Source organism: Streptomyces sp. NPDC017529, assembly GCF_044329785.1.
Taxonomy (GTDB): Bacteria; Actinomycetota; Actinomycetes; order Streptomycetales; family Streptomycetaceae; genus Streptomyces.
The window spans coordinates 13029-27495 of sequence record NZ_JBIRJY010000012.1 but is presented as its reverse complement, the minus strand read 5'-3'; the positions used below and the strand labels follow the sequence as shown (position 1 = coordinate 27495).

10 protein-coding genes are annotated in these 14467 nt (G+C 71.4%); 7 read left to right on the top strand and 3 right to left on the bottom strand.

The annotated features are described in order from the left end of the window. Positions 1–87: 87 nt before the first annotated feature. Together ACH4K4_RS26800 and ACH4K4_RS26795 are read left to right on the top strand one after the other, a co-directional pair. Positions 88–3513: a GH92 family glycosyl hydrolase gene (locus tag ACH4K4_RS26800; protein WP_398170688.1), complete on the top strand. Its 3426-nt coding sequence runs from the start codon at positions 88–90 to the stop codon at positions 3511–3513. Positions 3514–3629: 116 nt separating this feature from the next. After that, a complete protein-coding gene (locus tag ACH4K4_RS26795) occupies positions 3630–4559 on the top strand; it encodes an FG-GAP repeat domain-containing protein (protein ID WP_398170686.1) in 930 nt (309 codons plus the stop codon). Positions 4560–4650: 91 nt separating this feature from the next. On the opposite strand, the gene acnA is transcribed toward ACH4K4_RS26795, so the two are convergent. Continuing rightward, positions 4651–7392 (bottom strand): aconitate hydratase AcnA, encoded by a 2742-nt coding sequence (gene acnA / locus ACH4K4_RS26790; protein ID WP_398170684.1) that lies wholly within the window; start codon positions 7390–7392, stop codon positions 4651–4653. 264 nt (positions 7393–7656) lie between these two features. Here acnA and ACH4K4_RS26785 point away from each other — a divergent pair, with 264 nt between their 5' ends. The 5 genes from ACH4K4_RS26785 to ACH4K4_RS26765 all read left to right on the top strand — a co-directional run bounded on the left by ACH4K4_RS26785 (position 7657) and on the right by ACH4K4_RS26765 (position 12992). Continuing rightward, entirely contained in the window at positions 7657–8574 is a 918-nt protein-coding gene (locus tag ACH4K4_RS26785) for an ABC transporter ATP-binding protein (protein WP_398170683.1), read from the top strand. Continuing rightward, entirely contained in the window at positions 8571–9548 is a 978-nt protein-coding gene (locus ACH4K4_RS26780; protein ID WP_398170682.1) for an ABC transporter substrate-binding protein, read from the top strand. The genes ACH4K4_RS26785 and ACH4K4_RS26780 overlap by 4 nt, the downstream gene beginning before the upstream one ends. 22 nt (positions 9549–9570) lie before the next feature. Further along, on the top strand, positions 9571–11649 hold the full coding sequence (locus tag ACH4K4_RS26775; protein ID WP_398170681.1) for an iron ABC transporter permease: 2079 nt from the start codon (positions 9571–9573) through the stop codon (positions 11647–11649). A gap of 75 nt (positions 11650–11724) precedes the next feature. Then, positions 11725–12156 carry a helix-turn-helix domain-containing protein gene (locus ACH4K4_RS26770; protein ID WP_398170679.1) on the top strand — a complete coding sequence of 144 codons (432 nt, stop codon included), beginning with the start codon at positions 11725–11727 and terminating at the stop codon, positions 12154–12156. Further along, complete coding sequence (locus ACH4K4_RS26765) at positions 12153–12992, top strand: alpha/beta fold hydrolase (RefSeq protein WP_398170677.1); 840 nt, start codon at positions 12153–12155, stop codon at positions 12990–12992. Before ACH4K4_RS26770 ends, ACH4K4_RS26765 begins: the two co-directional genes overlap by 4 nt. A 37-nt stretch (positions 12993–13029) precedes the next feature. Here ACH4K4_RS26765 and ACH4K4_RS26760 read toward each other — a convergent pair whose 3' ends face one another. Then, entirely contained in the window at positions 13030–13389 is a 360-nt protein-coding gene (locus ACH4K4_RS26760; protein ID WP_398170675.1) for a GntR family transcriptional regulator, read from the bottom strand. 1 nt (position 13390) lies between these two features. Beyond that, positions 13391–14449, bottom strand: a complete 1059-nt coding sequence (locus tag ACH4K4_RS26755; protein WP_398170673.1) for a DUF1648 domain-containing protein — start codon at positions 14447–14449, stop codon at positions 13391–13393. Between the last annotated feature and the right edge of the window lie 18 nt (positions 14450–14467).

The window sequence follows — 14467 nt, the reverse complement described above, 5'->3', positions numbered from 1 at the left end:
AGGCCCCACGCACCTTACTTATCTCTGCATTACGCACCTGACAACGATGTCAGCGCTGTGGGAATGTCGCCTTCCTGAGAGGTACGCGTGCGGCTCAGACACCGGCACGGATTCCTGCCCGCCACGGCCCGCCCCGTCGCGCTGGCGGCCGCGGCCCTGCTCGTCCTGACGGCGCACGCCCCCGCCGTCGCGTCCCCGCCCGGGGCACCACCGGCTCCACCGGAGTTCAGCTCTTCCTTCGAGAGCGGCGATCCGCCGCCCGCCTGGAACGACACCGTCGAGACCGGCCCCGACGGCACCGCCAAGGCCTCCGGCGTCGGCCCGGAGAGCGGCCCCGGCACCGGCATGAGCAGCCGTACCGACTCCGGCCCCACCGCCTCCCCCACCGCCAAGACGAACGCCGGCTTCAGCGGGCTGCGGGCACTGCGGTACGCGGGCACCCACACCGCGGCCGGCCGTGGCTACTCGTACAACAAGGTCTTCGACGTCAACATGCGCGTCACCCGGACCACTTCGCTGTCGTACAAGGTCTTCCCCGAGATGGCAGCGACCGATCTGGGCTACCCCGCGACCCATGTCGCGCTCGACCTGGCCTTCACCGACGGCACCTACCTCAGCGACCTGGGCGCCACCGACCAGAACGGCACCCCGCTGACCCCGCGCGGCCAGGCCGCCGCCAAGACGCTCTACGTCAACCAGTGGAACCACCGCCAGTCGCGGATCGGCGCGGTCGCGGCGGGCAAGACCGTCGACCGGATCCTGGTGGCGTACGACTCCCCGACCGCGCCGAAGGCCACCCCGGTCTTCCGCGGTTGGGTGGACGACGTGCGCATCGGCTCCGAGGCCCCGGACCAGGCGCCCGCCCACCTCTCCGACTACGTGTCGACCACCCGCGGCACCCTCTCCAGCGGCAGCTTCTCCCGCGGCAACACCTTCCCGGCCACCGCCGTGCCGAACGGCTTCAACTTCTGGACGCCGGTGACCAACGCGGGCTCCACCGACTGGCTGTACGAGTACGCGCGCAAGAACAACGCCGACAACCTGCCCACCCTCCAGGCGTTCGCCGCCAGCCACGAACCGAGCCCCTGGATGGGCGACCGGCAGACCTTCCAGGTCATGCCGTCCACCGCCGCCGGCACCCCGGACGCCGGACGCGCCGCCCGCGCGCTGCCCTTCCGGCACGCCAACGAGACCGCCAGGCCGCACCACTACGGCGTCACCTTCGACAACGGCCTCAGAGCGGACATCGCCCCGGCGGACCACGCGGCCCTGATGCGCTTCACCTTCCCCGGCGACGACGCGAACCTGATCTTCGACAACGTCAACAACAACGGCGGCCTCACGCTCGACGCCGAGCGGGGTGTCGTCACCGGTTTCTCGGACGTCAAGAGCAACCTGTCGGTCGGCGCCACCCGGCTGTTCGTGTACGGCGTGCTGGACGCGCCGGTCACGGCGGGCGGCAAGCTGAGCGGCGGCGGTGGCCCGGACGTCACGGGCTATCTGAAGCTGCGGCCCGGTGCCGACCGTACGGTCACGCTGCGCATCGCCACCTCCCTGATCGGCGTCGACCAGGCGCGGGCCAATCTGGAACGCGAAATTCCGGCGGGCATCCCGTTCGAACGGGTCAGGGACCGCGCGCGAGCCCAGTGGGACGGCATCCTCGGCCGTGTCGAGGTCGAGGGCGCGAGCCGGGACCGCCTCGTCACCCTCTACTCCAACCTCTACCGGCTCTACCTCTACCCCAACTCCGGCTTCGAGCAGGCCGGCGGGCGCAGCCGGTACGCGAGCCCCTTCTCGCCGCGGACCGGCCCCGACACCCCGACGCGCACCGGCTCGAAGATCGTCGACGGCGCGGCCTACGTCAACAACGGTTTCTGGGACACCTACCGCACCACCTGGCCCGCCTATTCCCTGCTCACGCCGGCGCGGGCGGGGAAGATGGCCGACGGATTCGTCCAGCAGTACAAGGACGGCGGCTGGATCTCCCGCTGGTCCTCCCCCGGTTACGCGGACCTGATGACCGGCACCAGCTCGGACGTGGCGTTCGCCGACGCTTATACGAAAGGCGTGCGTTTCGATGCCGCGGCGGCCTATGAAGCGGCGGTGAAGAACGCCACCGCCGTCCCGCCCAGCCCCGGTGTCGGCCGTAAGGGCATGAACACCTCGCCTTTCCTCGGTTACACGTCCACGGACACCAAGGAAGGCATGTCCTGGGCGCTGGAGGGATATCTGAACGACTACGGCATCGCCCGGATGGGACAGGCGCTGTACGAGAAGACGAAGAAGCCCCGCTACAAGGAAGAATCCGCGTACTTCCTCAACCGCGCCCGCAACTACGTCAAGCACTTCGACGGAAAGGTCGGCTTCTTCCAGGGCAAGGACGCGGCCGGGAACTGGCGGCTGCCGCCCGGCAGGTTCGACCCGCGCGTCTGGGGTCACGACTACACCGAGACCAATGCCTGGTCCTTCGCCTTCACCGCGCCCCAGGACACCCGCGGCCTGGCCAACCTCTACGGCGGCCGGGCGGGCCTGGCGAGGAAGCTGGACGCCTACTTCGCCACCCCGGAGACCGCCGCCAGGGAATTCGCCGGCTCGTACGGCAACGTCATCCACGAGATGACCGAGGCCCGGGACACCCGGATGGGCATGTACGGGCACAGCAACCAGCCGTCGCATCACATCGCCTACGCCTACGACGCCGCGGGGCAGCCGTGGAAGACGCAGGAAAAGGTCCGCGAAGTCCTCTCGCGCCTCTATCTCGGCAGTGAGATCGGCCAGGGTTATCCGGGTGACGAGGACAACGGCGAGATGTCCGCGTGGTACGTATTCAGCGCGCTCGGCTTCTATCCGCTGGTGATGGGGTCGCCCGAATACGCGGTCGGCTCGCCGCTGTTCACGAAGGCCACCGTCCACTTGGAGAACGGCCGCGATCTCGTCGTCAGCGCGCCGCGCAACAGCGCGCGCAATGTGTACGTGCAAGGGCTGCGGGTCAACGGGAAGCCGTGGCATTCCACCGCGTTGCCGCACGCGCTGCTCGCCCGCGGCGGCACCCTCGAATTCGCGATGGGTCCGCGGCCGTCCTCCTGGGGCACGGGCGAGAACGCGGCGCCGTCGTCCATCACGCGGGACGACCGGGTGCCCGCGCCCGACGGCGACCTGGCCGTACCGGACGGCGGCCCGCTGCTGGACGACACGTCGGACACCTCGGCGTCCTTCACCTCGGCCCCGGTCACGCTCACGTCGGCGGCGCGGGTGACCTCGTACACCCTCACGTCGTCGGCGAAGGGCGACGCCCCCGACGGCTGGGTCCTGGAGGGGCTCGGGAGCGACGGCACCTGGCGCGCACTGGACCGGAGGTCGGGCGAGTCCTTCTCCTGGGACCGGCAAACCCGGGTATTCCAGGTGAAATCCCCCGGCAGCTACGCCCGTTACCGGCTGACCCCCGCACACCGGGCCGCGCTGGCGGAGATCGAGCTGATCGGTCCGGTGCGGCGGGCTCCCGGGGCCGGCTGATCGGACCGTACGTAAAACAGTTGACATGTGAAGACCTTGTGCAAAGATCCAGAGGATCCCGCAACGCGCCTCATGTAGGCGCGTTGCGTCTCATCACATGGCAAATGGAGAATTACGTGGCCAAACTTCCCGGCCGTAAGCACGGGCGCGCCCTGTCGCGCCTGGCTGTCGCGGCGATCGCCGCCGCCCTGGTCGGCACCAGTGCCTCGGCAGCGGTGGCCGACGCCCCGGCGCCCGCCCCCGTGAAGAAGCTCAGCAAGGCGGCGCAGGCCGCGCCGAAGGCCGGGGCGACCGCCCGCGCCAGGGCCGCGTCCGCCACCCCCGTGTTCGGCCTCTTCGGCATCGAGCGCTCCTCCGGCTTCCTGTACCAGTACACGCTGGACGGCCAGGGCGGGCTCGACGACCGCATGTTCGTCACCGACGGCTGGGAGCTGCTCAAGGCCGCGTCCCCGGTCGACAACAACGGCGACGGCGACCGGGACGGCATGTGGGCGTGGGACAACGCCGGCAACCTGTACTTCAACTCCCCGACCGAGAACCGTACGGTCGGCGGCGGCTGGAACATGTACAACAAGGTGCTGTCGCCGGGCGACATCGGCGGCGCCGGGGCGTACGACGTCCTCGCCCGCGACCCCTCCGGCGTGCTGTGGGCCTACCTGGGCTACGACAACGGCCAGGTGTCCTCGCGGGTCAAGATCGGTGGCGGCTGGAACGCCTACACCCAGATCACCGGCAAGGGCGACCTGACCGGCGACGGCCAGGCCGACATCGTGGCCCGGGACGCCTCCGGCGTCCTGTGGCTCTACAAGGGCACCGGCGACTACAAGGCGCCCTTCGAGCCGCGCACCAAGATCGGCGCGGGCTGGAACATGTACAACGCCCTCGTCTCCACCGGTGACGTGGACCTCGACGGCCGCGCGGACCTGATCGCCCGCGGCAACGACGGCACGCTGTGGCTCTACAAGGGCACCGGCAACGCCTCGGCTCCCTTCGAGCCGCGCCAGCAGATCGGCTTCGGTTACAACATCTACAGCTGGATGTTCTAACCCCCGCGGATCCGGCAACGACCGAGGGCCGCACCCCCAGCGGGGGTGCGGCCCTTGTCGTGCCGCCGCTCGCGCGCGGCGGCCGTGCGGCTTACTTGCGGATCAGCGAGCGCAGCACGTACTGCATGATGCCGCCGTTGCGGTAGTAGTCCGCCTCGCCGGGGGTGTCGATGCGCACCTTGGCGTCGAACTCCACACTGTCACCGTCAGCGGCTCCGCCGCGGGCGGCCTTGACCTTGACGGTCTCCGGGATGCCGCCGTCGTTCAGGGCGGTCACGCCGGTGATGTCGAAGGTCTCCTCGCCGGTCAGGCCCAGCGACTGCGCCGAGGCGCCCTCGGGGAACTGGAGCGGGAGGACGCCCATGCCGATGAGGTTCGAGCGGTGGATGCGCTCGTAGGACTCGGCGATGACGGCCTTGACGCCGAGCAGCGCGGTGCCCTTGGCGGCCCAGTCGCGGGACGAGCCGGAGCCGTACTCCTTGCCGGCCAGGATGACCAGCGGGATGCCGGCCGCCTGGTAGTTCTGCGACGCGTCGTAGATGAACGACACCGGGCCGTCCGCCTGGGTGAAGTCGCGGGTGAAGCCGCCCTCGGTGCCCGGCGCGATCTGGTTGCGCAGGCGGATGTTGGCGAACGTGCCGCGGATCATGACCTCGTGGTTGCCGCGGCGCGAGCCGTAGGAGTTGAAGTCGCGGCGCTCGACGCCGTGCTCCGTGAGGTACTGGCCGGCCGGGGTGTCGGCCTTGATCGCACCGGCCGGGGAGATGTGGTCGGTGGTGACCGAGTCGCCCAGCTTGGCCAGGACGCGGGCGCCCTGGACGTCGGAGACCGGGCTGGTCTCCATCGTCATGCCCTCGAAGTACGGGGGCTTGCGCACGTAGGTGGACTCGGTGTCCCACTCGAAGGTGTTGCCGGTCGGGATCGGCAGCGCCTGCCACTGGGCGTCGCCCGCGAAGACGTCCTCGTACGACTTGGAGAACATGTCCTCGCCGATGGCGTTGGCCACGACGTCGTTGACCTCGGCCTCGGAGGGCCAGATGTCCTTGAGGTAGACCGGGTTGCCGTCCTGGTCGGTGCCGAGCGCCTCGGTGGTGATGTCCACCTTCATGGAGCCGGCGATGGCGTACGCGACGACCAGCGGCGGGGACGCCAGGTAGTTCATCTTGACGTCGGGGTTGATCCGGCCCTCGAAGTTGCGGTTGCCGGAGAGCACCGAGGTGACCGCGAGGTCGGCCTCGTTGATCGCCTTCGAGATCTCCTCGTCCAGCGGACCGGAGTTGCCGATGCAGGTGGTGCAGCCGTAGCCGACCAGGTTGAAGCCCATCTTGTCCAGGTAGGGCGTCAGGTTCGCCTTGTCGAAGTAGTCGGTGACGACCTTCGAACCGGGGGCGAGGGTGGTCTTGACCCAGGGCTTGCGGGACAGGCCCTTCTCGACCGCCTTCTTGGCCACCAGCGCGGCGGCGACCATGACGTAGGGGTTCGAGGTGTTGGTGCAGGAGGTGATCGCGGCGACGGTGACGGCGCCGTGGTCGATCTCGAACACCGAGCCGTCAGCGGCGACGACCTGGGTCGGCTTGCTGGGCGTGCCGTTGGAGACCGCCGGGGAGTCGGAGGCCGGGAAGGACTCCTTGCCCGCCTCGTCGAGGTCGGCCTCGCTGACGTAGTTGCGCACGTCCTGCGCGAACTGCTGGGCGGCCTCGGCCAGGACGATGCGGTCCTGCGGGCGCTTGGGGCCGGCGATCGACGGGACGACCGTCGACAGGTCCAGCTCCAGCTTCTCGGAGAAGTCCGGCTCGGCGGCCGGGTCCAGCCACAGGCCCTGCTCCTTGGCGTACGCCTCGACCAGGGCGACCTGCTGCTCGGAGCGGCCGGTCAGCTTCAGGTAGTTCAGGGTCTCGTCGTCGATCGGGAAGATCGCGGCGGTGGAGCCGAACTCCGGCGACATGTTGCCGATGGTGGCGCGGTTGGCCAGCGAGGTGGCGGCGACGCCCTCGCCGTAGAACTCGACGAACTTGCCGACGACACCGTGCTTGCGCAGCATCTCGGTGATGGTCAGCACCAGGTCGGTGGCGGTGGTGCCGGGCTTGAGCCCACCGGTCAGCTTGAAGCCGACGACGCGCGGGATGAGCATGGAGACCGGCTGGCCCAGCATCGCGGCCTCGGCCTCGATGCCGCCGACACCCCAGCCCAGCACGCCCAGGCCGTTGACCATGGTGGTGTGCGAGTCGGTGCCGACGAGGGTGTCGGGGTACGCCTGGCCGTTACGGACCATGACCGTACGGGCCAGGTGCTCGATGTTGACCTGGTGGACGATGCCGGTGCCGGGCGGGACGACCTTGAACTCGTCGAAGGCGGTCTGGCCCCAGCGCAGGAACTGGTAGCGCTCCTTGTTGCGGCCGTACTCCAGCTCCACGTTCTGCTGGAAGGCGTTGGCGGTGCCGAACTTGTCGGCGATGACGGAGTGGTCGATGACCAGCTCGGCCGGGGCCAGCGGGTTGATCTTGGCGGGGTCGCCGCCCAGTTCCTTGACGGCCTCACGCATGGTCGCGAGGTCCACGACGCACGGCACGCCGGTGAAGTCCTGCATGATCACGCGGGCCGGCGTGAACTGGATCTCCTGGCTGGGCTGCGCCTGGGAGTCCCAGCCGCCCAGCGCGCGGATGTGGTCGGCGGTGATGTTCGCGCCGTCCTCGGTGCGGAGCAGGTTCTCCAGCAGCACCTTCAGGCTGTACGGAAGGCGGGCGGAGCCCTCGACCTTGTCCAGCCTGAAGATCTCGTACGACTCGTCGCCCACGCGCAGCGTGCTGCGGGCGTCGAAGCTGTTCGCCGACACGACAGTCTCCTTCAATGCATGATTCGCGCGTACCACCGCAATCCTGCCGTCACAGATCCTTGCCGATCAGCTAAGGTAAGGCTAAGTTAGGCAAGCCTTACTAGCGCGGCAGCGGTACGCCTCCCGGCAGATATCTCGATGTCGAGATAACTCTAGTACATCCCCGCCGCGCGGTCATGCGTGCCCGGCCCGCCATCACGCGGACGCCGCGCGCGAACGACGCCGGGCCGCAGCAAAAAATTAGGTTAGGCTAACCTTCGTTTCGTGAAGGTCGGTGAAGAACTCCCCCACGCCGCGCGATCCCGCGGCCACGCCCTCTCCGCCACGGGTGTCACCGTGGCGTACGACGGCGTCGACGTCGTGCACGAGGCATCCCTCGAACTGGCGGCAGGACAGGTGACCGCGCTGGTCGGGCCGAACGGCAGCGGGAAGTCGACGCTGCTGCGGACCGCGGCGCGGTTGCAGCGGGCGCGGAGCGCGGCGCTGGCCCTCGGCGAGGGAACGGACGGCCTCGCGCTGACGCCCCGTGAGTTCTCGCGGCGCGTGGCGCTGCTGCCCCAGGGGCGGCCCACGCCCAGTGGGCTGACCGTGCGGGACGTCGTGGAGTTCGGGCGGTACCCGTACCGGGGGCGCTGGGGCCGGACCGACCCGGGCGGGAGCGCGGCGGTGGACCGGGCGCTCGGCATGACCGGGGTCGCCGACCTGGCCGAGCGGGGGGCCGAGCACCTCTCCGGTGGCCAGCTGCAACGCGTATGGCTCGCCGGGTGCCTCGCGCAGGAGACCGGCGTACTGCTGCTGGACGAGCCCACGACCTACCTCGACCTGCGGTATCAGGTGGAACTGCTCGACCTGATACGCGACTTGGCGGACGACCACGGGATCGCCGTCGGAGTGGTGCTGCACGACCTGGACCAGGCGGCGGCCGTCGCCGACCGCGTCGTGCTGCTCCGGGAGGGCCGGGTGATCGCGGACGGCGAGCCCGGGGACGTGCTCACTCCGGAGCGGCTGACGGACACGTACGGCATCCGGATCGAGGTCTCCACCGACCCGTTGACCGGGCGGCTGCGTACCCGCGCGATCGGCCGCTACCTCACCCGCCGGACGCCAAACGACGTCCCGGGGCAAGACAGCAAGCACAACGCGCGCGACGCGCACAGCGAAAGGCTCGGTGCCACCTCATGAGACGCCTCCTCCTCACCGTCGCGGCGGCCACCGCCGCCGCGCTCGCCCTGAGCGCGTGCGGCACCACCGAGCCCGCCGCCGACCAGACGGAGAAGTCCGCCGGACCCATCACCCTCACCGGCGCTTCCGGTACGAAGGTGGAGCTGGACGGGCCCGCCAAGAAGGTCGTCGGCACCGAGTGGAACGTCGTCGAGCACCTGGTCTCGCTGGGTGTCGCACCGGCCGGTGTCGCCGACGTCAAGGGGTACAAGTCCTGGGACAAGGCCGTTCCGCTGAAGAACGAACCGAGGGACATCGGCACGCGCGGCGAGCCGAGCATGGACGCCGTCGCCGCGATCGCGCCCGACCTCATCGTCGCCACCACCGACCTGCCCAAGGCCGCCCTCACGCAGCTGCGCAAGATCGCCCCGGTGCTGGAGCTGAAGGCCGCCGACGCCGCCGACCCGATCGGGCAGATGACCGAGGACCTGGATCTGATCGCCAAGGCCACGGGCACGACCGAGCAGGCCGGCAAGCTCAAGAAGGGCTTCGAGGCGAAGCTGGCGGAGGGCAGGCGGGAGCTGGAGAAGGCCGGGCGCAAGGACACGGAGTTCGCCTTCGCCGACGGCTATGTGACCGGCAGCCAGGTGACCATCCGGCCGTACACCGGCGGTTCGCTGGTCGGCGCGGTGAACGAGAAGCTCGGGCTGAAGAACCCGTGGACGATGAAGGGCGACCCGGCCTACGGGCTCGGCAAGACCGACGTCGAAGGGCTGACCAAGCTCGGTGACGTGGAGTTCGCGTACATCGGCAGCGACGACGACAAGAGCAGCAATCCGTTCACCGGGGCGCTCGCGGACAACGCGGTGTGGAAGTCGCTGCCGTTCGTGGAGGCGGGCAAGGTGCACCGGCTGCCCGACGGTGTGTGGATGTTCGGCGGCACCGGGTCGATGGAGTCGTACGTCGACTCCGTCGTCGCCGCGCTGAAGAAGTGACGGCGAGGCGCGCGTAGACATCATGGCCGTCACCACCACCGCTCCCCCTGCCCCCACCGCCGCGGCGGCATCACGGAAAGGCGGCGCGGCAGCGGTGACGGCCGTGCTCGTCCTGCTGATCGCCGCCCTCGCGCTCGCGGACATCGCCCAGGGCACCGCCGGTGCCGGCGCCGCGGAGGTGTGGAAGGCGCTCACCGGGCGGGCCGACCCGGCCGACGCCTCCGTCGTCGTCGCCTCGCGGCTGCCGCGCATGACCGCCGGGCTCCTCGTCGGCGCGGTGCTCGGCGCGGCGGGCGCCGCCCTCCAGGCCGTCAGCCGCAACGTGCTCGCCGCGCCCGACACCCTCGCGGTCAACGCCGGTTCCTACCTCTCGCTCGGGCTGGCCGCCACGACCGGCGTCTCGCTGCCGCTGCTCGCCTCCTCCGGCGTCGCCTTCGCCGGCGGCCTGGCGGCCGCGGCCGTCGTGCTCGGGCTGTCCGGCCTGGGAGCCGGGACCGTACGGCTGGTGCTGGCGGGCAGCGCTCTGACGCTCGGGCTCACTTCCGTCACGGAGGGGCTGCTGCTGCTGTTCCCCCAGCGGACGGAGGGGCTGTACGCCTGGAACCAGGGCAGCATCGCGCAGAACGGTTTCGGCGGGGTGCTGTGGATGCTGCCGCTCGCCGTCGCCGGACTGGCGGGGCTGCTGCTGGCCGCCCGCCGGGTCGACGCCCTGGCCCTCGGCGACGACGCCGCGCGGGGGCTGGGCGTACCGGTGCGGGCCACCCGGGTGACCACCACCGTGCTGGCCGCGCTGCTGTCCGCCGCGGCCGTCACCCTCGCCGGGCCGATCGGCTTCGTCGGGCTGTGCGCACCTGCCGTCGTACGCCTGCTGGCGCGCCGCTACCGCGGCTTCTCCCGGCTGCGCGCGAACGTGACACGGTCCGCGCTGGCCGGTGCGGCGCTGGTGCTCGGCTCGGACGTCGTCCTGCGGGCGCTGGTGCCGGCCGACGTGGCGGTCGCCGTGCCGACCGGAGTGGTGACGAGCCTGGTCGGCGCCGTCTTCCTGGTGGTGCTGGCGACCAGGGGCCGGGACACCGGCGCCGCCGCCCCGCCCGACCGGCTGCGCATCCGCAGCCGGACCGTCTTCCTGGCCGTGGCCGGGACGCTGGTGGCGGTGCTGGTCGCGGTGGCCATCGCCTCCGTACTGCTCGGCGACTCCAAGCTGCTGCTCGGCGACGTCGCGAACTGGGCCCAGGGCAGGGCCGGGCGGGCCGTCGCCTTCGTCCTCGACACCCGGGTGCCGCGGGTGCTCGCCGCCCTCCTCGCGGGTGCGGCGCTCGCCCTGGCAGGCACCCTGGTCCAGGCGGTGACCCGCAACCCGCTCGCCGAACCGGGCGTCATGGGCGTTTCCGGCGGCGCGGCGCTGGGCGCGGTGATCCTGGTGACGACCGTTCCGGAGGCCGGGCCGGCGGGACTCGCCGCCGCCGCCTTCGCGGGCGCCGCCCTGGCGTCCGCGCTCGTGTTCGGGCTGTCCGCGCGCGGCGGCTTCCGGCAGAACCGCCTGGTCCTGGTCGGCATGGGCACCGCCACCGCGAGCGCCGCCCTGATCAGCCTGTTCATCGTCCTCACCGACCCGTTCAACGCCACCAAGGCGCTGACCTGGCTGTCCGGTTCGACGTACGGGCGCACCCTGCCCGGCCTGCTGCCGCTCGCCGTCGTCCTCGTGGCGGGGCTCGTCGTGGCGGTCGCGCGGCGCACCGAACTCGACCTCGTCTCGCTCGACGAGGACACCCCGCGGCTGCTCGGGCTGGGGGTTCCCCAGGCGCGCCTCGGATTCCTGGCGCTGGGCGTTCTGCTGAGTGCTGCGGCCGTCGCCGCTGCCGGAACCATCGCCTTCGTGGGGCTGGTCGCCCCGCACGCGGCGCGTGCTCTGGTGGGCCGCCGGCACGTGCGGGTGGTGCCGGTGGCGGTGCTGCTGGGCGCGGCGCTGGTCGGTACGGCGGACGTGGTGGGCCGCACGGTGATCGCGCCGGCCCAGCTGGGAGCGGGGCTGCTCACGGCGGTCATCGGGACGCCGTACTTCCTGTGGCTGCTGGTACGAACGCGGGGCGCGACGCGGTAAAGGCACTCCCTACTTTCCGCACTTTCCGCAAACTTCCCTATTGATCTCACCGATAGGGAAGTTTACGGTATCCCTGTGAGCGATCATCTTTACTCCGTGGAACAGGTGGCCGAGCGCCTGGGCCTGCACGCGCGCACCGTCCGCAACTACGTACGGGACGGGCGGCTGCCCGCCGTGCGCATCGGCAAGCAGTACCGGATCGCGCACGCCGACCTGGAGGCGTTCACCGGCCGCCCGGTGCCCGAACCCCTCGGTGAGACCACCTGGCGGGACCGGCACACCGAGGTGTCGAGCATCGTGGAGATCGACGCGGTCGGCGCGGAGACGGCCCACCGCCTGACCACCCTCCTGACGAGCGCGGCCGCCACCCGCGGCCCCGGCGGCAGCCCGCTGCGGATCGAGACGGTCTACGACACGGAACGGGCCCGGATGAAGGTCATCGTCATCGGCTCCCTGGGCGACACCGCCCGGCTGTTCGACTACATGGAAGGGGTGCTCGCGTCATGAGCGCGATCTACAAATCCACGGCCGGCGGGGAGGAGATCCGGCGCCGGTACCGGGAATCGCTGGACGCGTGGCCGGTTCCCTCCGAGGAGATGCGGATACCGACCCGCGAAGGAGAGACGTTCGTCCTCGCCTCCGGTCCGCGGGACGCCCCGCCCCTGTTACTGCTGCACGGCTCGGGCGCGAACACCACGATGTGGTGGGACGACGTCGCCATCTGGTCGCGGCACTTCCGTACGTACGCCGTCGACATCATCGGCGAACCCGGGCTGAGCGCGCCGTCCCGCCCGCCCCTGGCCTCCGACGCCTACGCCCGGTGGCTGGACGAGGTACTGGACGGCATCGGGATCGCGAACGCCGCGGTCGTCGCGGCCTCCCTCGGTGGCTGGGTGGCCCTGGACTACGCGATCCGCCGGCCGGAGCGGGTGGCCCGGCTGGCCCTGCTGTGCCCCGGCGGCGTGGGCAGGCAGAAGACGGGCTGGCTGGCCAAGGCCCTGTTCCTGCGCCTGTTCGGCAAGGAAGGGATACGCCGGTCGGCGGGGGTCGTCACGGGCCTGGACACACCGCGGGACGGGCCCGTCCTCGACCAGGTGGTGCTGACCTTCACCCAGTTCAAGCCGCGCACGGAGCGGCTGCCCGTCTTCTCCGACGACGCGCTGCGCGGCCTGGCCGTACCCGTCCAGGTGACCGTCGGTGCCCGCGACGTCCTGTTCGACTCCGCGGGCACCGCGCGGCGCATCCGCCAGTGCGTACCCCACGCGACCGTGCACGTCCTGCCCGAGGCCGGCCACGCCCTGCTCGGCCGCACCGATTCCCTACTGGAGTTCCTGCGGAGCTGAGGGCCCGGCGGCGCCCCCGGGGCCCGGAGCCCGCGCCTCACCCCGACGCCAGTCCGGTACGGACCATGGCCACGACCTCGTCGTCGGTCAGGCCGAGGGAGCGGGCCTCGGCCACCAGCTGGCCGACGCGTTCGGTGAGGCGGACGCGGCCCGCCGAGGCGTCGCCGGTCACCACGGCGCCGCGCCCCCGGCGCAGTTCGATCAGGCCCTCCTCCTTCAGGCGCTGGTATCCGCGGAGCACCGTGTGGACGTTGACGCCCAGGGACTCGGCGACCGCACGGGCCGCGGGCAGGCGCTCGCCCGCGCCCACGGTGCCGTCGGCGAGGGCGCCGCGGACCGAGGCCGCGATCTGGTCGCCGAGCGGCACCGGGGAAGCGTGATCGACGCGGAAGAGCACGTCAGACTCCTCGTCCGGGGTCGTGGGCGCGGTCGGCCGACGGTCCCGCGCCGGTACGGTACCGGCCGGCGAGCGCGTTGAGCAGTGCGGCCGCGGTGGCCGCGTCGTCCACGGTCACCACGAACACCCGGCCGCCGGCCAGCCGCAGCGCCAGCGCCTCACCGGAGCGCAGCACGATACCGCTGCGCCCCGACCGGATGCGGTATCCCCAGCCGCCGAAGTCGCGCAGCGGGCTGACCTGCTGGGTGCCCGCCTCCTCCACCCGGCCGAGGGGGATGCGCAGGCGGGGGCGCGATACGAGGGGCGAGGCGACCGTCAGGCCGTGGCGGTCGACGGTGACCCGTACGCTCGCGAACGCGACGCAGATCAGGCTCGCGAGAGCCATGCACGCGGCGCCGGCCCAACTCGCCGTGACGCCGATGAGCAGCGCGACGGCGAGGAACCCCGGCCCGAGGGCGAGCAGCGCGGAGGAGTTCACGGTGCGGGACCAGCCGGCGCTCTCGCCGTCCGCGAGGGCCAGCGAGGGCACCGCTTCCGACGGCCCGGGCACCGCGTCCGCCCGGACGTGGTCGCGGCCGGCGCACAGCCGGCCCACCGCCCCGGCGAGCAGCGCCACGCCGAGCGTCGCGCCCAGGTGCCACAGCGGTATCCGGACGGCCGCCGCGTCGCCGGTGTCCGCGTTGCCCAGCAGGGTCACCACACCCAGATAGCCGAAGAGCGCCGCCAGTCCGTAGCCGACACTGATCGCCCAGCGCAGGGCGCCCGCCGCCGCGTCGCGCAGCACCAGTGCGCCGATGACGGCGCCGAAGACGACTGGCATACCCAGCCACATCATGAGGAAGTCGGCGGGAGAGGCGAAATTGTCGCTGTTGCCGCCGGCGGTGAAGTGCACCGCCAGCGGGTCGGGCAGCCGGTCCCGCAACGCCCAGAAGACCGCCGTCACGACGGCCACGGCGAGCAGGAACGGCAGTACGGCGATCAGCGCCCGTCCGGGGCGGAAGGCGGGCCGCCCGGAGGCGGGCCCGGCGTGCACGGCGTCCATGAAGCACCCCTTTCCCATTGTTTGCATTGTAGTAGA

Coding starts and splice junctions, on each gene's coding strand:
- ACH4K4_RS26780 (WP_398170682.1), top strand. CDS start 8,571: ATGAGACGCCTCCTCCTCACCGTCGCGGCGGCCACCGCCGCCGCGCTC.
- ACH4K4_RS26775 (WP_398170681.1), top strand. CDS start 9,571: ATGGCCGTCACCACCACCGCTCCCCCTGCCCCCACCGCCGCGGCGGCA.
- ACH4K4_RS26765 (WP_398170677.1), top strand. CDS start 12,153: ATGAGCGCGATCTACAAATCCACGGCCGGCGGGGAGGAGATCCGGCGC.
- ACH4K4_RS26755 (WP_398170673.1), bottom strand. CDS start 14,449: ATGGGAAAGGGGTGCTTCATGGACGCCGTGCACGCCGGGCCCGCCTCC.